Source organism: Salsipaludibacter albus (genome assembly GCF_019798055.1).
Taxonomy (GTDB): Bacteria; Actinomycetota; Nitriliruptoria; order Nitriliruptorales; family Nitriliruptoraceae; genus Salsipaludibacter; species Salsipaludibacter albus.
Window position 1 is genome coordinate 108,360 of record NZ_JAHOPH010000008.1, and the last position, 19,434, is coordinate 127,793.

The window sequence follows — 19,434 nt, forward strand, 5'->3', positions numbered from 1 at the left end:
GGACGGTCGGGCAGGACACCTCAGTTGAGCTCGGGCCGGGGCGAGACCTGCAGGTGGCTGGTGGCCCGGGTCACGTCCTGGTGGTACTTCAGGGCCACGTTCAGGGTCCGCGACAGCGCCTCGTCGTCGACCGACTCGTAGCCCAGCTCGACCAGGGTCGCAGCCCAGTCCAGTGTCTCGGACACGCTCGGCGCCTTCTTCAGCTCCAGTGCGCGCAGGCTGCGGACCACCCGCACGACCTGCTCGACCAGTGCCGCGGACGCCTCGGGGACGCGACGTCGGACGATCTCGGCCTCCCGTGCGGGGGTCGGGTAGTCGAGGTGGAGGTACAGCGCACGACGCTTGAGCGCCTCGGACAGCTCCCGGGTGTTGTTGGAGGTCAGTACGACGAACGGGCGGCGCGTGCCGGTCACGGTGCCCAGTTCGGGGATGGTGACCTGGAAGTCGGACAGGATCTCGAGCAGCAGCGCCTCGAACTCGAAGTCGACCTTGTCGACCTCGTCGATCAGCAGGACGGTGTCGCGCTCGGCCCGCAGTGCCCGCAGCAACGGCCGCTCCAGCAGGTAGTCCTGGCCGAAGATGTCGTCGTGGACGTCGTCGAAGTCCTCGCCGTCACGACCGGCCTGGATGCGCAGCAGCTGCTTCTTGTAGTTCCACTCGTACAGCGCCTTGGCCTCGTCGAGACCCTCGTAGCACTGCAGCCGGACCAGGTCGGCGCCACGGGCGGCCGCGACCGCCTTGGCCAGCTCGGTCTTGCCGGTGCCGGCCGGGCCCTCGACCAGGATCGGCTTGCCCAGCCGCTGGGCGAGCCACACGACGGTGTCGATGCGCTCGTCGGTCAGGTAGTCGACGTCGGCGAGGCGGTCGTGCACGTCGTCGTAGGAGGCGAACTCGGCCACACGGGCTCCTGGGGAATGGTTCCCCACAGGATACGGCGCTACCAGGCCCCGCCGCCGCCACCACCGCCGCCGCCCCCGGAGAAGCTGCCCCCGCCGGAGAACCCGGACCCGCCCCCGGACGAGGACGGGGGCGCGGCCGCGACGGCGTTGGACGACACCGACGAGAACGAGTTCACGCCGGCCGAGAACCGCGCGGCGTCGAACACGCCGACCCCGGTGTAGTAGCCACCGACGGCGTGCTGGATGTCCACGCCGACGTCGGCGAAGGCCTTGGCCCAGCGGTCGACCACGCCGAAGACCACGGCGTAGGGCAGGTAGGTCGCGAAGATCTGTTCCTTCTCGGCAAAGTCCATCCGGTCGGCCTCCGCCCGTTCCACGAACTCGCGGAACCCCATCGTCTCGACCAGCAGTCGGGACCCCGCCACGGTCCGGGACGGCGCGTTGCGGGCCACGGCCAGGGTGACCACGCCGACGATGCCCAGGGCCAGGGCGATCGCGGCGAGCCCGCGTGACCAGGTCACCACGGCCACGCCGACGGCCGCGACGAGCACGAGGACCCCGACGACGATGAAGGGCACGGCGGCGTGCTTCGGGTTGCGGCGGAACCACCCACGGGTGGTCACCACGTCGTAGAGCATCGTCGACACCGACTGGTAGGTGCCGGAGAAGGTGCCCTTCAGCTCCGAGACGTTCACCTCCGTGCGACCGTCGAACAGGCCGGTCAGCAGCTCGGCCTCGTAGGCCTGGAGCGCGGACACGTCGGCCCCGGGGGTCCGGGACAGTTCCCAGTCGTCCTTGGAGAACCAGCCACCGCGATCCACCTCGGCGATGGTGAGGTAGCCCCGTGCGGCCAGGTCGACGATCGTGGCCGACACGTCGACCGGGTCGACTCGATCGTCGACGACGACGCCGAGGATCCCGGGCGGCAGGTCGTCGGGCGGGCGGAACTGCACCGGGACGACGGGGTTGGCGAACAGCGCCAGTCGCTGCCCGTCCTCGTCGGTGCGCACGGCACCGCCGGCGGTCACCCCGCCGACCGCGACCCGGTCACGACCCACGCGCCAGATCTGCCACGACGCCAGCGCGACGCCCAGGACCAGCACCAGCAGTGCGGCCGGGATGGCGTAGGGGCTGCCGAACAACGCCCAGGCCAGGTCCGGCCGACGCACGAGGATGGGGTCGGTGACGTCCACGGCGGCCGGGTCGAGGCCGACGACGATCGTGGGGTACGCCCCGGGCAGGACCTGCCCGAACGTGAAGGTCGCGCCCGCGTCGTCGGACGTCGCCGGACACGTCACGTCGCTGGTGCCGGCGCTGCCGGCGTAGCACGCCACCTGTTCGATGCCGTCACCGTGGACCGCCACCTGCAGGTCGTCGATGGGGACGGGCCACGTGCCGATCGGGTCCCAGTACAGCTCGTCGTGGTCGGTGAACCCGTTCATGGCGCCACGCACGCGATAGCTGATCACGTAGGACTGCGGTCCGGTCACGTAGACGTCCGGGTCACCAATCCTCGCGGTCAGCTCGTCGCCCGACGTCGACAGGTCGACGTCGGTCGGTGCGCCGCTGGGCGACGAGACCGCCAGGTCGTCGATCTCGGTCGCGCGCTGGTAGTCGGCCGGGTCGCCGTCGAGCTCGATGGTCGAGTCGGGCGGCAGGGGGTTCGGCAGGGCCTCACGCACGTCCCAGTAGCGAAAGATCCCCCGCTGGTCACCCTCGAAGTCCACGTCGATGGCCTCGGTGACCTCGAGGGTGGAGTCGTCCAGGATGGTGATGTCGACGTCGTAGTCGGTGATGGTCCACGGTCCGGAGGTCTGGGCCGATGCGACCGTGACGGACCCGGCGAGGCCCAGGCCGGCGAGCAGGACGACGAGCAGTGCGGCCCCGAGGGCCCGGACGCGTGACGCGCGGGTGCTCGTGCTCATGCGGGGCTCGTCGGCCACGACCCGCCACTCGCGCCGGGTTCCTCCGACGGTGGCGTGTCCCCGACCGGTCCGCCGTCGGACAGGTCGACGCGTGGCACGGAACGCTCGTCCTTCCCGGCCTCGAAGTAGGGCTTGCGGGCAAAGCCGAGCGGTCCGGCGACCAGCACGGACGGGAAGGTCTCGATCCGGGTGTTGAGGTCCTCGACGACGGCGTTGTGGTAGCGACGGGCGAAGGCGATGTCTTCTTCGAGCACGGCGAGCTGGCGCTGGAGGGCCAGGAAGTTCGCGGACGCCTGCAGCTCGGGGTAGTCCTCGGCCAGCAGGAACATGTTGCGCAGCGCGGCCACCAGCATCGAGTCGGCCTGCTCGGCCTCGGCCGGTCCGGTGGCAGCCACGACCGCCTGGCGGGCGCGGGTGACCTCCTCGAAGGTCTCGCGTTCGTGGCCGGCGTAGCCCTTGACGGCCTCGACCAGGTTGGGCACGAGGTCGGCGCGCCGCTGCAACTGGACGTCGATGCCCGACCATGCCTCCTCGGCCTTGTTGCGCAGCCGGACCAGGGCGTTGTACGTCACCGCGACGAACACGGCCACGACCAGGAGCAGGCCAAGCCCCACCCACATCCACACCATGTCGTTCCCCTCGTGACGTGGCCATGAGCGTAGGACCATCGAGACGCGACGGCGACAGGCTCAGGCGTCGCCCCGGGCAGCCCGGTGGTCGGGGAAGACGAAGAGCTGGTCGCGGTGCACGACCTCGCGGATGCGCCCGGCGCCCAGGGCCTCGCGTGCCTCGGTGGTCGAGCGACCGGCGATGAGCCGCAGGTCCTCGGCCGCCAGGGTCGTCAGCCCCCGGGCCACCGCCACGCCGTCGGGCCCGGTGATCTCGACACAGGATCCGGCCACGAAGTCGCCGTCCACGTCGACCACGCCCACGGGCAGCAGCGAGGTCCCCCGACGGGTCAGGGCCTCGACGGCCCCGGCGTCGACGACGACCCGGCCGCGGATCCGCAGGGCGAAGCCGATCCACAGTCGACGGGCGTCGCTCGCGCGTGGCCGGGCCGGGAACAGGGTGCCCACCGACCGGCCGGCGACCGCGTCGACCACCACGTCCGGACGTGCGGCGTTGGCGATCACCACCGCGCCTCCCGAGGAGGTCACCACCTGGGCCGAGTCGACCTTGGTCCGCATGCCTCCGGACCCGACGTGGGACCCGGTGCCGCCGACCAGGACGTCGTCGAGCGTGGCGGGGTCGTCGATGCGCGGGATCACCCGGGCCCCCGGACGTCCGGGTGGCGCGTCGTGCACGCCGTCGACGTCCGACAGCACGACCAGCAGGTCGGCATGCAGCATCGAGGCCACCAGGGCGGCGAGGTGGTCGTTGTCGCCGTACGCCAGCTCGTCGAAGGCGATGGTGTCGTTCTCGTTGATGACCGGGATGGTCTCGAGCTCCAGCAACCGGCGCAGGGTGCGACGGGCCCCGAGGTAGCGCCCACGCCCGACGAAGTCGTCCTGGGTGAGCAGGACCTGGGCGGCGGACAGCCCGTGGTCGTCGAAGACGTGCTGATAGGCGTTGATCAGCTCGGCCTGGCCGACCGCGGCACAGGCCTGCAGCAGTTCGCGCTCCCGGGGGCGGTGGTGCAGCCCCAGCAGCCCCATGCCGGCCGAGACCGCACCCGAGGACACCAGCACGACCCGGGAGCCGTCGGCCCGGACCCGCGCGAGCTGGTGGCCGAGCCGGGCCACCACGGAGCGGTCCAGCAACCCGTCGGGGCCACGCAGGGACGACGACCCGACCTTGACGACGACCAGCCCGGGACGCTCGGCCATGTCAGCGACCCGCGTCGTCGACGGCGTCGACGACGATGTCTCCCTCGACCTCGTCGGGGTCGTCGTCGTCGAACTCGCCGGCAAGGATCTCGGCCCGCTCCTCGGCGGGCAGGTCGTCCAGCTCGGGTTGGAAGTCGAAGACCGCCTCGCCGATGACGACCTCGTCGCCGGAGCGCGCGCCGGCGTCGACCAGCGCCGACACCACGCCGGCACGACGCAGGCGACCCTGCAGGTACCGGGCCGCGTCGGGGTTGTCGATCGGCAGCATCTGGACCCAGCGCTCGATGCGTCGGCCCACGACCGCGTAGGCGCCGGACGGATCCCGTCCGATGCGGTAGTCCGGACCGGACTCGCGCAGGGTGATCACGACCGGTTCGTCGCCGTCGTCGGTCGCGGTCGGGTCGGTGTCCCGGGCCGCCGCGACCAGCTCGCCCAGCCGGTAGCGCAACGCGTCGAGTCCCTCCCCGGAGATCGCGGAGACCTCGAAGACCTCCCAGCCCTCGTCCTGAAGGCGAGGCCGGACCAGGTCGGCCATGGCACGCCCGTCGGGGAGGTCGACCTTGTTCAGCACCACCACCTCGACCCGCTCGGCCAGCTCGGGATCGTGGGCGACCAGTTCACGACGCAGCACGGCGAGGTCGACGAGCGGGTCACGGTCGGGATCGAACGGCGCGGTGTCGAGGACGTGCAGGAGGACCCGGCAGCGCTCCACGTGGCGCAGGAACCGGTGCCCCAGCCCCTTGCCGTCGCTGGCACCCTCGACCAGGCCGGGCACGTCGGCCAGGACGACGTCGATCGGGCTGCCGTCGGGACGGTTGCCGGCCCGCATCATGCCCAGGTGGGGGGTCAGGGTCGTGAACGGCCACGCCTCGATGCGCGGACGTGCCGCGCTCAGGCGGGACACCAGCGAGGACTTGCCGGCCGACGGGAAGCCGACCAGCCCGACGTCGGCGATCACCTTGAGGTCCAACTGCAGGCTGCGCTCCTCGACCTCCTCGCCGTACTCGGCGAACCGCGGGACCCGGCGGTGGCGGTTGGCGAACGCGACGTTGCCACGACCGCCCCGGCCGCCCTCAGCCGCCACGAAGCGCTGGCCGTCGGTGGTCAGGTCGGCCAGCAGTCGGCCGTCACGGGTGCGCACGACCGTGCCGATCGGCACGGTCACGACCGCGTCCTCGCCCGCCGCACCGGACTTGCGCTGCGACGAACCGTGCCCACCGTCGTCGCCACGGCGATGGGGATTGCGCTGGATGTCGAGCAGGGAGGCCTGGCCGCGCTTCGCGACCAGGACCACGTCGCCGCCACGGCCCCCGTCACCACCGTCGGGACCGCCACGTGGCACGTGGGACTCGCGCCGCATCGAGGCAGCACCGTTGCCCCCGCGCCCACCCCGGACATGGATGGGCGTGGAGTCGATGAACTCGACGGCGTCGGACACGGGCACTTCCTCGTGGTCGGTGGTCGACGATAGGCCGGCTGCGGCGTTGCGGCCGGAACGCGAGACGGGGACCCCCCGATGGGGAGCCCCCGCCTCAGCGAGTCCTCAGTGGTCGTGGTGGATCAGACCTTCAGCGGAGCGTTACGCGTCCGCCGGATGCGCGTCGACATTGGCGAAGGTGCGCTTGCCGGACTTGCGGAAGCGGACCGAGCCGTCCACCAGCGCGAACAGCGTGTCGTCACCACCGCGCCCGACGTTCTCGCCGGGGTGGATCTTGGTGCCGCGCTGGCGCACGATGATGCCGCCTGCCCGGATCTCCTGGCCGCCGTAGCGCTTGACGCCCAGTCGCTTCGCCTTGGAATCGCGGCCGTTGTTGGACGAGCCGCCGCCCTTCTTGTGCGCCATGGTGAGTCCTTCTCGATGCCGGTCCCGGGACCGGGAAGCTGGTCAGATGCTGTCGATCTTGATGGTCGTGCGGTGCTGGCGGTGCCCCCGGCGCTTGTGCTGGCGCGACTTGTTCTTGTAGGTGAACACGCGGATCTTCTTGCCGCGGTCGTGGCCGGTGATGGTCGCGTCGACCGTGCGGTCGGCCACGTCGGCGCCGGTGGTGACCTCCGAGCCGTCACCGACCAGGACGACGGGCAGCGACACGGAGTCGCCGACATCACCGCCGAGCTTCTCGACGACGACCTCCTGGCCTTCTTCGACGCGGTACTGCTTGCCGCCGGTGGCGATGATCGCGTACACGGTGGACTCCTGCGAGATGTGGTTGGGCAGGCGGGCGCACGGTGGCCCCGGTCAGGGGTGGCGCGGGGCGCTGCCGATGGTGGGAAACGACACGACTGGCGGCTCCGCACCGCGGAACCGCAACGAACGACAGGCTATCGCAGCCCCCGCGGGCGTGCCAGCCGGGGGTCGATACCGTTCGGACGGCCCCGACTCGTGGGTTCCGGAGCACCGTCGTCCGGCCCACCCCCCGCTCCGAAGGGAAGTGTGCCGCGTGTCCGACGTCCTCGACCCCGACCAACGCTGTGCCCTGGTGGCGCGGGACGACGAGCCGCTGGCCGGCACCGCGCCGGAGGCCCCGTGGTGGGTCCTGGTCGAGGACCCCGGCCCGTGGGGCCGCGACGCCCTGGCCGATGGCGGGCTCCCCGAGCGCGTGGTCGCCCACCTGGTGCGCCAGACCGAGGCCCACGGCGTGCGCTACCAGGCCGTGCGCCGACCCGACCGGACGCGCAAGGCACGCCGAGCCGTGTACCTCGCCAACGTGCGGGCCGGCTGGCTGGCGCGCCTCGACCTGCCGGTCGAGCAGTTGGTCGACCTCGACCTGGCAGTGGTGACCGCGGACCGAGCCCCGGCAGGCGCCACCGAGGTCACCGACCCGCTGGTCGCGGTGTGCACGCACTCGCGTCGGGACGCCTGCTGTGCGCTGTGGGGGCGCCCGATGGTGGCGTCGCTGGCCCGACGGGCACCGGACGTGGTCTGGGAGACCTCGCACACCAGCGGTCACCGCTTCGCACCCAGCATCCTGGCCTTCCCCACGGGCGGTGTGTACGGGTTCGTCGACGATCCCGAGGCACTGCTCGACGACCTGCTCGACGGCCGGCTGCACCTGGCGCACTACCGCGGCGACCCGGCCCTGTCACGACCAGCCCAGGCCGCCGAGGTCACGGTGCGTCGCGCCCACGACCTCACCGATCCCGCCGCCGTTCGGGTCGTGTCGAGCCGGCACGATGGCGCCACCGCGACCGTGGTCGTCACGTCGCCGGCCGGGCGCGAGGTCGTGGTGCTGGATCGCGTCGAGCTGCCACCCGCCATGACGTCGTGCGGCGGGGACCCCAAGCCGCGCGCGACCTGGCGAGTCCGTTCGGTCGGAGGCGACACCCCCGGCTGATCGACGACCGGCGGCTCAGCCCCGGGCGGCGGCCACGGCGAGGCGGGCCATGAGGCTGGTGCGTCCCGTGGCCTCGAACTCGGTCAACAGGCGCCCGACCTCGGCCGAGCGCGCATGGGTGTGCGAGGTGATCCTGCCCGGGGTCGGACGGAACGGGCTGCGCAGCACGGACTTCTCGACCAGGTCGTCGGGCAGCAGCCAGGTGTTGTGCACGAACCCCGTGCCGGACTGGATGTCGGTCCGGCTCCGTCCGGGCGCACCTCCCCAGGGCAGCACGACGGTCCCGTAGGCGGTCCCGCCCCAGTCGTTGACGACGACGGTGCCGTACTCCAGCCGGTCGATGGCCCGCTCCACCGCGTCCCGGATCGCCGGGTCCCGCAGGCTCCGCGGATGCACCAGGATCGAGGCCGACAGGGTGCCCCACAGCACGTCGTTGGCGAAGTCCACGGCCTCCTCGAGGTAGTCCACCACCGACCGGGGGGCGTCCAGCCCGACCTCGCCGAACACCCCGCAGAACGCCTCGTGGGTGAAGGCGAGGTGACCAGTGTCGGACGGGTCCAGGTCGGCCAGGAGCGTGAAGGGGAGGCTGCCCGGGGCCGTCCCCCCGAACCCCTCGACCCGGTCGTGGGACGCGACGAGCTCCCGGTGGCGCTCCTCGGCGCCCGGGTACCAGGCCTGGCGGTCCTCCGCCTCGGCGAGCGACGCCCGGACGGCATCCAGCAGCCGCCCGCGTCGGTTCCAGTGGACGTGCGTGACCACCACGCGCGCAGCCACGCAGTTGAAGCCGCCGTTGTTGACCAGCATCGAGGCGATGGTGTCGCCCTGGGCGGCCAGGTCGTCGTCGGTCCAGGGTCCGGGGACCACGATCACGGGTGAGACGTTGCCGAGCTCGGCAGTGAAGGTCTTGGTCATCACCGGCTCGTCGGCCGCGCGGCGGCGAGCGCCCTCCTCGCCGGTCCCGAACACGATCGCGTCGTGGGTCCTGTCCGACCCGGTGACGTGGACCGCCGCGACGTCGTCGTGGCCGACCAGGTGGGCGCCCTCGTCGCGACCGCCGGAGACGATCCGCACCAGGTCGGCGTCCACGAACGCCCGCAGCGCCCGGCGCAGGTGCGGGGCGAGCCAGTCGTTGACCGGGCTCATCTTCAGCACGACCGTGCGGAGGTGCCCGTAGAGCTGGGCGAGGACGTCCATCGGGGGAATCGACGACACGTTGCCGGCGCCCAGCACGACCGCCACCTCGCCCTCGTGGGGCGGCTCGTGCCCGTCCCGGTGGACCTCGCCGATCCGGGACTCGACCTCCGCAACGGTGACCCCCTCCCGCATCACGACCTGGCCGGTCCTGCGCGGCAGCAGGAGGCGGTCCCGACCGTCCGCCGGCAGGACGTGGACGACGGTCCGCCCGTCGTCACGCTGCTCGATCCGTGGGGGCTGCGGCCGGCCCGTGGTCACCACGTCGGTCAGCGTCTGGTGCAGGAGGCGCAGGTTGCGGGCCACCAGTGCGGGACCGCCCAGCCACTCGTCGCCCATCGCCCGCTGGTCGCGCGAGATGCCCTTTGCCACCTGCGCGGCCAGGACCCAGTCCTCGGCCGCCGCGAGCGTGTCGCCCCGCGCCTGTTCCAGCAGGGCGAGTCGTCGGGGGAGGTCGGACGTGACCCATCCGGGTGCTGCCCCGGCGACGACTGCCACGGCCCGGTCGAGTTCGTCGGGGGAGGTCGTGGGTTGCTCGGCGACCTGCGGGATGTCGGGGGTGCCGGCCTGCCGGTCGGTCGCCGCGTCGGTGCTCGTCATGGCCTCACCCCGTGGGTGGTCGATGCCGACCGTGTGACGACTCGGGCGCCCGGGTCGGCTGGCGTCGGTGCGTGGTCGGCGACGGGACCACGCCCCGCCGGCGAGCAGGCTACTGGTGGCCGGATCGGCCGGGCACCGCCACCGAGATCAGCCGGTGGGTGCCCGCCCCGCCGTGCCGGCCTCCCACGAGTCGTACAGGTCGGCGTACACGCCGCCCGCAGCCACCAGGTCGTCGTGGTGACCGTCCTCGACCAGCCGGCCGTGGTCGAACACCAGCACGCGTTGCGAGGACTGGGCCGTCGACAGCCGGTGGGCGATGGTCACCGTGGTCCGCCCCCGGGTCAGGCCGTCCAGCGCACGACGCAGGCGGACCTCGGTGGCGGGGTCGACCGCGGAGGTGGCCTCGTCCAGCACCAGCAGTCGTGGGTCGGCGACGTAGGCCCGGGCCAGCGCGACCAGTTGGCGCTCGCCGGCCGACAACGCGCCGCCCCGGTCCCCGACCGGCGTGTCGAGTCCGTCGGGCAGTGACGCCACCCAGTCGGCCAGGCCGAGGTCGTCGAGCGCGCTCCACAACTGGTCGGAGGTGGCGTCCGGCTCGCCCTGCAGGAGGTTGTCGCGCACGGTCCCGGCGAACAACGCGCCCTCCTGGGGCACCATCACGACGTGACGGCGCAGCGATCCGAACGCGACCCGGTCGATCGGCCGGCCCTGGACCTCGACCGTGCCGGTGGACGGGTCCATCAGCCGGGTCAGGAGCTTGGCGAAGGTGGTCTTGCCCGATCCTGTCTCGCCGACGACGGCGACGTGCTGCTCGGGTGGGATGCTGACAGTGATGTCCTCCAGGACCGTGGGGCTGGACGCCTCGCGGGCGGTCTCGCCCGGCCGCGGGTAGCGGAACCCGACACTCGTGAAGGTCACGCCGACCGGTGCGTCGTCCAGCACCAGGCCGTCCTCGCCCGGGTCGGCCACGTCCGGCGCGACGTCGAGCACGTCCAGGACCCGGCGCCAGCCGGCCACCGCGGTCTGGCCCTCGTTGACGGTCTCGGCCGCGATCTGGACCGGCTCGACGAACAGCGAGATCAGGAACAGCATCGCGACGACCGTCCCCGGGGTCTCCGCGCCCAGGCCGACGAAGACGACGCCCGCGACGACGACCGCGGCGGTGGCGGCGCCGGAGAAGGACTCGCCGGTCCCGGAGAACAGCGCGGACAGCCGGCCGGCTCGCAGGGCGGCGTCGGTGTGGTCCTCGATCGCGTCGTCGAGCCGCTCCTGGATCGAGTGTTCGATCCCGTAGGCGCGGATCACCGGGGCGCCGACGACCACCTCGGCGAGCCTCCCGAGCAGGATCCCGAGGCGCTCGCGCACGTCGGTGTAGGCCACCGTGAGCCGGCCCTGGAACCACTTCGCGGCCAGCACGAACGGCACGAACAGGACCAGCACGACGATCGTCAGCCGCCAGGAGTAGACCAGCATCACCACCGCCGCGACGACCAGCTGGGCCGAGGCGGTCAGGAGGTTGAGGCCGCCGCGCTGCATGAACCTCGACACCTCGTCGACGTCGGAGGTCACGCGGGCCACGAGGTTGCCACGATGCTCGCTCGCCTGGTGGAGCATGGAGAGGTCGTGGATGTGGCCGAAGGTGCGCACGCGCAGGTTGGCCAGCGCGGTCTCGACCGCCGTCGCCAACCGGATGTTCATCGCCCCGGTCGACAGGGCCGTGACCAGGACGGCCAGCGAGGCCCACAGGACCGCACGCACGACCAGTGGCAGGTCGACGGCCGTGGTGCCCGCACCGATGCCCAACCCGTTGTCGATGGTCTGCTGCACGGCGATCGGCACGACCACGCGGCCGGCCGTGGCGACCAGGGCGAGCAACACGGTCACGGTCAGCCCACGCCGGAGCTCCGGCGACAGGCGCAGCCCACGTCGGACGGTGTGCAGCGCGGAACCTGCGTCCAGGCGTTCCGTGTTCGGAGCGGTCGTGGTGCTCATCGCCCCACCTCCACGCGGTCGTCGTCGCGGCCGCCGTGTCGCTCGGCCAGCTCGGACCGGTCGGTGTCGTAGGCCTCCACCAGTGCGGCGTAGTCGGGGTCGGTGGCGAGCAGCTCGTCGTGGGTGCCGCGACCGACCACCGCGCCGTCGGCGACGAAGGCGACCTCGTCGGCCAGCGCGATCGAGCCACTGCGGTAGGCCACGAGCACGACGGTCGTGTCCAGGTCGGCCGCGGCCAGCCCGGTCAGGATCGCCTGCTCGACCGTGGGGTCGACCGCGGACGTGGCGTCGTCGAGCACCAGCAGGCGGGGCCGACGCAGCAGGGCCCGGGCCAGGGCGACGCGCTGGCGCTGCCCGCCGGACAGGGATGCGCCCCGCTCCCCCACCACGGTGTCCAGCCCGTCCTCGAGCTCGTCGACGAACCGGTCGGCGGCGGCGAGCTGCACGGCCCAGTCCACCTCCTCGTCGGCGACGTCGGCACCGAGCGTGATGTTGTGGCGGATGGTGTCGTCGAACAGGAACGCGTCCTGGAAGACCAGCGTGGCGTCGGCGGCCAGGGCGTCGCGGTCCAGCGTGGTGGCGTCGACGCCGTCCAGGCGGATCGTGCCGCTGTCGGGATCGAACAGCCGCACCAGCAGCCACGTCAGGGTGGTCTTGCCACTGCCGGTCGCGCCGACGACCGCGAGCGTGCGGCCGGGCTCGACGTGCAGGTCCAGGTCGGTCACGCCCCGTTCCGGGTCGCCGGTGTAGGCCGGCGCCACCCCGTCCTCGAGGCGGTCCGGGTCGGGAGCCGGTCGGGGGGCGCTCCCCGCGTCGTGGTCGAGGTCCTCGCGGGTGCTCGCCGGGTGCATGTAGGTGACGTCCTCGGCGTCGGCTGCGAGGGCGGCATCGGACGGCAGCCGCTCGCTGCCGTAGTGGACGCGCTCGTCGGCCTGCAGGACGTGCTGGATCCGGTCGTGGCCCACCACGGCCTGCGGGAGCTGGCCGAGCAGCCAGCCGAACGAGCGCATCGGCAGGGCGACCAGCCGGAACAGGTACGCGAAGGTGACCAGCTCGCCCGCCGTCAACACGCCCAGCTGCACCCGCCACGCGCCGACCGCGAGGACGGCCAGGATCGCGAGGTCGGGCAGCGCCTGGACCACCGGGTCGAACACGCCGCGCAGACGTCCGAGGCTGATCAGGTGGTCGCGCAGGCGCCCGGTCTCGTCGTCGAACCGGGCGATCTCGGCGTGCTCACGACCGAGGGTCTTGACCACCAGGGCGGCGTCGAAGCTCTCGTGGGCGACCTCGGCGACATCCCCACGGGTGGACTGGGCACGTTTCGCGACGGCCCGCATGCTGCGCGAGAACCGGTGGTTGGCGATGGCAAGCAGCGGGCCCACGACGAAGCCGATGGCGGCGAGCCACGGGTCGGTGGTCACCAGCAGGACGGCCGTGATCAGCAGCATCAGGGCCGCGCCCAGCGCCATGGGGAGCGGGGCGGCCACGAAGGCGGCGGTCTCGATGTCCGAGGACGCGTTGGAGAGCAGGATCCCGGTGGGGTGGCGCCGGTGCCACGGCAACGACAGGGACAGGTAGCGCCGGGTGACGGCCCGGCGGTCGTCCCGCTGCAGTGCGTACTGGGCCACGTAGGCGCCGAGTCGCCGGCCGACGACGCCGACGGCCTTGAGCAGGGCGACCCCCAGCACGACGCCCGCACCGATCGCGATCGCCCGTGCGGTCGGGCTGGTGTCGGCGGCGGGGAGGATGAGGTCGTCGGTGATCCACCCGATCACCAGCGAGGACGCGACGGTCATCACCGCGTACAGGGCGGTCCCGATGGCCCCCCAGGCGAACCCGCGAGGTGCCTGTCGGAGCTGGAGGGCGATCAGCTGCATGCCACGACGCAGCGACGCGGGATCGGCGTCGCGCTGCGGGGAGGATGGTGGCACGGTCGAGCTCCGAGGTCGGACGTCGGGTCTGGCGGATCTGGCGGATCCCGGACCGGGGCCGAGTCGGGTCGACCGGGGCCCGGGTGCGGACGAGCCAACGCATCCCCGGCCCGTGACCTTCCCGTCGCGGCCACATCGGATCGGGGACCTGGGGTGGGACGGGCCGTGACGCCGGCCGGAGGCCGGCTCCTACACTCCGGCGAGACCACGCCAACCAGTCAGGAACGCACCACGATGTCCTTCCTCTCCACGCTCGGCCGCATGACCCTGTCGACCATCTTCATCCAGACCGGGGTGAACGGCCTGCAGAACTCCGGCCACGTCGCCGAGGTCGCCGAGGCCAACGACCTGCCCGAGCCCGAGCTGCTCGAGAAGATCCACCACACCACCAACGTCGCCGCCGGGCTGACCATGGCGCTGGGCATCTTCCCCCGCCTGTCCGCCACCGCGCTGCTGGCCAACCTGGTCCCCGCGACCATCCTCGCGCACAACCCCAACGAGGCCGACGGCCAGCAGGAGCGCACCGCCCAGACGGTCCACGCGGCCAAGAACATCTCGCTGGTGGGGGCCCTGCTGATGGTCATGGGCTCGAAATCGGACCCCGACGAGGACGAGCTCCTGGCCGAGCTCCGCGCCGACCTCGAGGCCGAACTCGACGCCGACCCCGACCTCGACCCCGACGCCTGAGGACCCTCCCACACGTCGAGTGTGCGGATCCCGGCCACCCGCGGCCGCAATCCGCACACTCGACGGGCCTTCTCGGTCACCCGCCTCCAGCGGGTGCCCGACCTAGTCGAACTCGGTGGTCCAGCCGGTGCCGTCGCAGGTCTCGCACCGGTGGCCGAACGACTCGAGCAGGCCGTGGCTGACGTTCTTGCGGGTCATCTGCACCAGGCCCAGGCGGGAGACGTCGGACACGCGGGTCTTGGTGCGGTCCCGCAGGAGCTCGCGCTTGAGCGTGGCGACGACCTGGTCCTGGTTGGCCTTCTTGAGCATGTCGATGAAGTCGATGATGATGATGCCGCCCATGTCCCGCAGGCGGAGCTGGCGCACGATCTCCTCGGCGGCCTCGAGGTTGGTCTTGAACACGACCTCCTCGAGGTTGGAGCGCTTCCCACCGGTGTACTTCCCGGTGTTGACGTCGATGACCTTCATCGCCTCGGTCACCTCGATGATGAGGTAGCCACCCGACGGCAGCCAGACCTTGCGCGACAGGGCCTTGCGGAGCTGCTCGGTGACGTTGTAGGCATCGAACAGGGGCGCGAACCGGGGCCGGTCCTCGTCGCTGTCGGCGGCTTCGGCGGCCTCGGGGTGCTCACGCTCCCACCGGGCCATGCCGTAGAGCTGGACCTTGTCGGCCTCGTCGCTGGTGACCTCGGACAGGTACTCGACGACCGCATCGTGGATCTCGGCGTCGTCGATGATCGCCTGTTCGTACTCGGCCCCGAAGCTGTCGCGGATCAGCTTGACGTGCAACGGCGGCTCTTCGTAGACCGGGGTGAGCGCCGCGGCGCTGGCGGCCTTCTCCTCGATGCCGGCCCAGACGCGCAGGAGCCGGCCGAGGTCGGCCTCGAGCAGCTCCTCGGGCGCGTCCTCGGCGGCGGTGCGCACGATGACGCCGTGCTCGGCGGGCTTGACCTTCTTGACGGCCGTGCGCAGCCGGTCGCGCTCCTTGTCGGTGAGCTTGCGGGAGATCCCGAAGACGTCGGACTTGGGCGCGAGCACCGTGTAGCGACCGGCCAGTGACAGCTGCATGGTCAGGCGCGGACCCTTCGTGCCCATCGCGTCCTTGGTCACCTGGACGAGCACCTTCTGGCCGGGCTTGAGGGCGTCCTCGATGCGTGGTGTGGAGCCCTCCTCGACGTCGAGGTCGTCGTAGAGCACCTCCCCGGCGTAGAGCACCCCGTTGCGACCGGTGCCGATGTCGAGGAAGGCGGCCTCCATGCCCGGCAGGACGTTCTGCACCCGGGCCATGTAGATGTTGCCGACCAGGGTGCGGTCCTCCACGTTGGTGACGTGGTGCTCGACGAGGTTGCGCTCCTCGAGCACGGCGATCTGGGTGCGGGTGCCGTCGGCCGACACCAGCATGGTCTTGGGGGGACCGCTCCGCAGGGCGCGACGCAGGTCCTCGGAGACCCCCTGGACGTGTCGACCGTTGGGCCGACGACCGCGCTTGGCGGCCATGCGCGTGCCCTCGCCCCGGTCGTCGGCGCCACCGGACTTCGACCCGTTGCCGCCCTTCGACGACGACTTCCCCCCGGAGGACTTCGACGTGGACTTCGAGGACTTGGACGACTTCGAGGACCTGGAGGACTTCGAGGACCTGGAGGACGTGGCCTCGGCCGGTGCGGACCCGCCGTCACGCGAGCCCCGGCTGGACCCGCCCTTGCTGCGACGCGAGGAGCCCCCGCGACGCGAGCCGGACGAGGAGCGACTGCCGCCACGCCGGGACGTGTCGTCGGTCGTGTCCGCCTGGGTGGTCGCCTCAGCGGACGACTGGCCACGCCCACGGCCGCCGCGGCTGCCCCGGCGGCCGCGACGACGACGTCGACGGCCTCCGGACTCGCTGTCGTCGCGGGTGTCGGGAGTTGGATCGGACGGTGCGTCAGCGGTCCCGGTGGCGCTCGTGGCGTCGGGATCGGCGTCGGAGTTGGTGGTCACAGGCAGGCTCGCTTGGTCAAGCAGCCTCCGCGTGGCGACCCGGTGTCAGGGGTTCGACCTGCTGGGTCAGCGCCTCGACGACGCCGTCGTCGACCACCGCTCCCTGCGCCACGCGGGTGTACAGACGTGGATCGGGCAGGGGATGGTCGGCGAGGCCGTCGAGGGCGACCTTGAGGTCGGTCGGTCTGATGGTCGGACCGTCGTTGCGGAGGACCGCACGGAAGATGGCACGGGGTTCGGAGGGGTCGCCCGGGTCGACGGCGACGTCCACCAGCGGTGGTCGCACGTCGAGGATGCGGTCGCCCTTGGGGCGGTGCCGCACCACCTCGACGGCGTCCGACGCCAGCAGGGCGTCGGCGCGGTGGCGGAGGTCGTCGACCAGGTCCGGCGTCGTGTCGACGTCCGGCTCCCAGGCGATGTCCCAGAGGGTGGCCTGCAGGTACTTCGCGAATCGGCGAGCACCGTCAGGCACGACCAGGTAGGTGGTGATGTCCATCCCGGTCGGCAGGGCGGCGGAGAGCCGCGCCAGGCCGGTGCCGGGATCGATGTCGGTTGCAAGGGTGAGTTCGGCGTACTCGCCGGTGGAGGCGTAGCCCACCGGGAGCGCGTCGGGGAAGGAGACCTTGGGGTGGGGCGTGAAGCCCTGGCTGTAGGCGATCGGGATCTCGGCGCGACGCAGTGCGCGCTCCCACACCGACGACAGGTCGCGTGCGGAGATGAACCGCACCCGTCCCTGCTTGGTGTAGCGGATCCGCAGCCTCACGGCGATTCCAGTCGCGCCGCCGAGGTGGGCAGGTCGGGGCTGCCGCCCAGCGGTGCGGGGGAGGCCGGCGTGGCCGGGCCGCTGGCCAGGATCGGCAGGCTGGGCCCACGCGTCTCGGGGTTGGTGTAGGCCGTGTCGTGCTGGATGTCGAGGCCGGGGCACACACCGCAGTCGTAGCAGGGGATCCAGCGACAGTCGTCCAGGGCCTTTTCGCTGATGGCGTCCTGCCAGTCGTCCCACAGCCACTGCTTGTCCAGCCCCGCGTCGAGGTGGTCCCACGGGAACGCCTCGTGCTCACCACGCTCGTGGTGGGAGGCCTCCTCCAGCGAGATGCCGACGTCGGCGAGGGCCTGGTGCCACTGGGGCAGGGTCTCGGACTCGTGCCAGCCGTCGAAGGTCGCGCCCAGGCGCCAGGCACGCTCGACCACCGGTGCCACCCGGCGGTCGCCGCGGGCGAGCAGGCCCTCGATGACGCCTTCCTCGGGGTCGTTGGTCCGCAGTCGCAGGCCACGGTGGGGCTTGATCTGCTCGAGGATGAGGTCGAGCTTGCGCTGGATCTCCTGGGGCGTGTCCTGGGCGGCCCACTGGAAGGGGGTGTGCGGCTTGGGCACGAACCCCCCGACCGAGATCGTCGCCTTGTTCGCCCGCCCGTGTCGCTGGGCGATCTCGTAGACCTTGATGCCCATCTCGGCGATGGCGAGCACGTCCTCGTCGGTCTCGGTGGGCAGGCCGACCATGAAGTACATCTTGACGTGGCGCCAGCCGTTGGCGAACGAGATCTCGGCGGTGCGCAGCATGTCCTCCTCGGACACCATCTTGTTGATGACCGCGCGCATCCGCTCGCTGCCCGCCTCGGGCGCGAAGGTCAGCCCGGTGCGCCGGCCGTTGCGGGCCAGCTCGTTGGACAGGGTGACGTTGAAGGCGTCGACCCGCGTGGAGGGCAGCGACAGCGAGGTGGTGGTCCCCTCGTAGACGTCCGCGAGGTTGCGGGCGATGTCACCGATCTCGGCATGGTCGGCCGACGACAGGCTGAGCAGCCCGACCTCCTCGAAGCCGGTGTCGGCGACACCCTCGGTGACCAGGCGCTGGATGGTCTCGGGCCGACGCTCGCGGACCGGTCGGGTGATCATGCCGGCCTGGCAGAACCGGCACCCCCGGGTGCAGCCCCGGAAGATCTCGACCGAGAAGCGCTCGTGGACCGTCTCGGTCATCGGGACGATCTGCTTCTGCGGATAGGGGAAGTCCTCGAGGTCCTGCACGGTGCGCTTGGGCACGCGCGTCGGGGCACCGGGATGGACCGGCACGGTGGCGCGCAGGGTGCCGTCGGGGGCGTAGCGGGGCTCGTAGAAGGCCGGCACGTAGACGCCCTCGACACCCGCGAGCCGCTCCAGCAGCGCGGTGCGGTCGGCCAGGCGACCGGCGACCCGGTCCTCCTTGGCCCGCCGCAGCACGTCGTCGATCTCGAGCACGACCTCCTCGCCGTCGCCCATGACGACCGCGTCGAGGAACGGCGCGAGGGGCTCGGGATTGAACGCGGCGTGGCCGCCGGCGAGCACGATCGGGTGGTCCAGGGTCCGGTCGGCGGCGTGGATCGGGACCCCGCCGAGGTCGAGCAGGTTCAGCAGGTTGGTGTGGCCGAGCTCGTGCGGGAGGGTCACCCCGAACACGTCGAAGGCCCACAACGGATAGTGGTGCTCGAGCGAGAACGTCGGGATGCCGCGCTCGCGCATCTTCTCCTCGAGGTCGAACCACGGGGCGTAGGCCCGCTCGGCCAGGCTCGTCGAACGCTCGTTCAGCAGTTCGTACAGGATCTGGATGCCCTGGTTGGGCTGGCCGATCGCGTAGGTGTCGGGATAGCACAGCAGCCAGCGGGTCCGGGCGCGCGCCCACGGCGTCACGACCTGGTTGTGCTCGCCACCCACGTACTGGGCCGGCTGCGAGACGTCCGGCAACAGCCGTTCGAGCACGTCCCAGTACGACGGGGGCACGACCGGGTCACGTGGACGCCGGATGGCGTCCAGGTCGGCGGCGTCAGGGGTGGTCGGGGGGGCTGCAGCGCGCATGCGGCGCTCCGATGGATAGGTCGTGTGCGGGGTGAGGACCGGCGCTGTCGACGGGCCTGCTCAGCCCCCGTTTCGGGAGGCCGGCGAGTGTCCGGAGCTGCACGGCACCCACACCGACGTGTCCCTGCGAGGCTAGCGCACCACGCCCACCCCCACGACCGAGGCGACCGTCCCCCGGCCGGCAGAAGCGAGCCGAGGCCAGAAGCCGGACGAACCACCCACCACGCACGCAATGGCACGCGCGAACGGGG

Annotated in this window: 15 protein-coding genes; 2 read left to right on the forward strand and 13 right to left on the reverse strand. The window is 72.0% G+C overall.

The annotated features are described in order from the left end of the window. Positions 1 to 20 precede the first annotated feature (20 nt). The 7 genes from KR546_RS07065 to rplU all read right to left on the reverse strand — a co-directional run bounded on the left by KR546_RS07065 (position 21) and on the right by rplU (position 6,835). Complete coding sequence (locus KR546_RS07065) at positions 21 to 899, reverse strand: AAA family ATPase (RefSeq protein ID WP_238443999.1); 879 nt, start codon at positions 897 to 899, stop codon at positions 21 to 23. A 38-nt stretch (positions 900 to 937) separates the two neighbouring features. After that, positions 938 to 2,824, reverse strand: coding sequence for a DUF2207 domain-containing protein (locus KR546_RS07070; protein WP_238444000.1), 1,887 nt, complete (start codon positions 2,822 to 2,824; stop codon positions 938 to 940). After that, positions 2,821 to 3,453 (reverse strand): LemA family protein, encoded by a 633-nt coding sequence (locus tag KR546_RS07075; RefSeq protein WP_238444001.1) that lies wholly within the window; start codon positions 3,451 to 3,453, stop codon positions 2,821 to 2,823. The genes KR546_RS07070 and KR546_RS07075 overlap by 4 nt, the downstream gene beginning before the upstream one ends. A gap of 60 nt (positions 3,454 to 3,513) precedes the next feature. After that, the gene (proB, locus tag KR546_RS07080; protein WP_238444002.1) at positions 3,514 to 4,650 is read right to left on the reverse strand and encodes a glutamate 5-kinase; all 1,137 of its coding nucleotides are present in this window, start codon (positions 4,648 to 4,650) and stop codon (positions 3,514 to 3,516) included. A 1-nt stretch (position 4,651) separates the two neighbouring features. Next, positions 4,652 to 6,088: a GTPase ObgE gene (gene obgE, locus KR546_RS07085; RefSeq protein WP_238444003.1), complete on the reverse strand. Its 1,437-nt coding sequence runs from the start codon at positions 6,086 to 6,088 to the stop codon at positions 4,652 to 4,654. A gap of 141 nt (positions 6,089 to 6,229) precedes the next feature. Then, positions 6,230 to 6,493 carry a 50S ribosomal protein L27 gene (rpmA, locus tag KR546_RS07090; RefSeq protein ID WP_238444004.1) on the reverse strand — a complete coding sequence of 88 codons (264 nt, stop codon included), beginning with the start codon at positions 6,491 to 6,493 and terminating at the stop codon, positions 6,230 to 6,232. Between the two features lie 42 nt (positions 6,494 to 6,535). After that, the gene (rplU, locus tag KR546_RS07095; RefSeq protein WP_238444005.1) at positions 6,536 to 6,835 is read right to left on the reverse strand and encodes a 50S ribosomal protein L21; all 300 of its coding nucleotides are present in this window, start codon (positions 6,833 to 6,835) and stop codon (positions 6,536 to 6,538) included. 253 nt (positions 6,836 to 7,088) lie between these two features. On the opposite strand from rplU, the gene KR546_RS07100 reads away from it, so the two are divergent. Next, on the forward strand, positions 7,089 to 7,982 hold the full coding sequence (locus KR546_RS07100) for a sucrase ferredoxin (RefSeq protein ID WP_238444006.1): 894 nt from the start codon (positions 7,089 to 7,091) through the stop codon (positions 7,980 to 7,982). A gap of 15 nt (positions 7,983 to 7,997) precedes the next feature. Here KR546_RS07100 and KR546_RS07105 read toward each other — a convergent pair whose 3' ends face one another. The 3 genes from KR546_RS07105 to KR546_RS07115 form a co-directional block, all read right to left on the reverse strand. Then, positions 7,998 to 9,773 (reverse strand): aldehyde dehydrogenase family protein, encoded by a 1,776-nt coding sequence (locus KR546_RS07105; RefSeq protein ID WP_238444007.1) that lies wholly within the window; start codon positions 9,771 to 9,773, stop codon positions 7,998 to 8,000. Between the two features lie 147 nt (positions 9,774 to 9,920). After that, the gene (locus KR546_RS07110; protein WP_238444008.1) at positions 9,921 to 11,765 is read right to left on the reverse strand and encodes an ABC transporter ATP-binding protein; all 1,845 of its coding nucleotides are present in this window, start codon (positions 11,763 to 11,765) and stop codon (positions 9,921 to 9,923) included. Next, positions 11,762 to 13,696, reverse strand: a complete 1,935-nt coding sequence (locus KR546_RS07115; protein WP_238444009.1) for an ABC transporter ATP-binding protein — start codon at positions 13,694 to 13,696, stop codon at positions 11,762 to 11,764. The genes KR546_RS07110 and KR546_RS07115 overlap by 4 nt, the downstream gene beginning before the upstream one ends. Before the next feature lie 234 nt (positions 13,697 to 13,930). Here KR546_RS07115 and KR546_RS07120 point away from each other — a divergent pair, with 234 nt between their 5' ends. Next, positions 13,931 to 14,383, forward strand: coding sequence for a DoxX family protein (locus tag KR546_RS07120; RefSeq protein WP_238444010.1), 453 nt, complete (start codon positions 13,931 to 13,933; stop codon positions 14,381 to 14,383). A 102-nt stretch (positions 14,384 to 14,485) separates the two neighbouring features. On the opposite strand, the gene KR546_RS07125 is transcribed toward KR546_RS07120, so the two are convergent. Genes KR546_RS07125 through KR546_RS07135 form a run of 3 tightly spaced genes read right to left on the reverse strand, consistent with a single transcriptional unit; the run spans position 14,486 to position 19,183 of the window. Further along, complete coding sequence (locus KR546_RS07125) at positions 14,486 to 16,357, reverse strand: Rne/Rng family ribonuclease (protein ID WP_238444011.1); 1,872 nt, start codon at positions 16,355 to 16,357, stop codon at positions 14,486 to 14,488. A gap of 16 nt (positions 16,358 to 16,373) precedes the next feature. Further along, positions 16,374 to 17,120, reverse strand: a complete 747-nt coding sequence (locus KR546_RS07130; protein WP_238444012.1) for a TIGR03936 family radical SAM-associated protein — start codon at positions 17,118 to 17,120, stop codon at positions 16,374 to 16,376. Next, positions 17,117 to 19,183 (reverse strand): TIGR03960 family B12-binding radical SAM protein, encoded by a 2,067-nt coding sequence (locus tag KR546_RS07135; RefSeq protein ID WP_238444013.1) that lies wholly within the window; start codon positions 19,181 to 19,183, stop codon positions 17,117 to 17,119. Before KR546_RS07135 ends, KR546_RS07130 begins: the two co-directional genes overlap by 4 nt. Positions 19,184 to 19,434 lie beyond the last annotated feature (251 nt).

Excerpts from the sequence above, each read along its gene's own strand:
- KR546_RS07070 (WP_238444000.1), bottom strand. The coding sequence starts at position 2,824 with ATGAGCACGAGCACCCGCGCGTCACGCGTCCGGGCCCTCGGGGCCGCA.
- KR546_RS07075 (WP_238444001.1), bottom strand. The coding sequence starts at position 3,453 with ATGGTGTGGATGTGGGTGGGGCTTGGCCTGCTCCTGGTCGTGGCCGTG.
- proB (WP_238444002.1), bottom strand. The coding sequence starts at position 4,650 with ATGGCCGAGCGTCCCGGGCTGGTCGTCGTCAAGGTCGGGTCGTCGTCC.
- rpmA (WP_238444004.1), bottom strand. The coding sequence starts at position 6,493 with ATGGCGCACAAGAAGGGCGGCGGCTCGTCCAACAACGGCCGCGATTCC.
- KR546_RS07105 (WP_238444007.1), bottom strand. The coding sequence starts at position 9,773 with ATGACGAGCACCGACGCGGCGACCGACCGGCAGGCCGGCACCCCCGAC.
- KR546_RS07110 (WP_238444008.1), bottom strand. The coding sequence starts at position 11,765 with ATGAGCACCACGACCGCTCCGAACACGGAACGCCTGGACGCAGGTTCC.
- KR546_RS07120 (WP_238444010.1), top strand. The coding sequence starts at position 13,931 with ATGTCCTTCCTCTCCACGCTCGGCCGCATGACCCTGTCGACCATCTTC.
- KR546_RS07135 (WP_238444013.1), bottom strand. The coding sequence starts at position 19,183 with ATGCGCGCTGCAGCCCCCCCGACCACCCCTGACGCCGCCGACCTGGAC.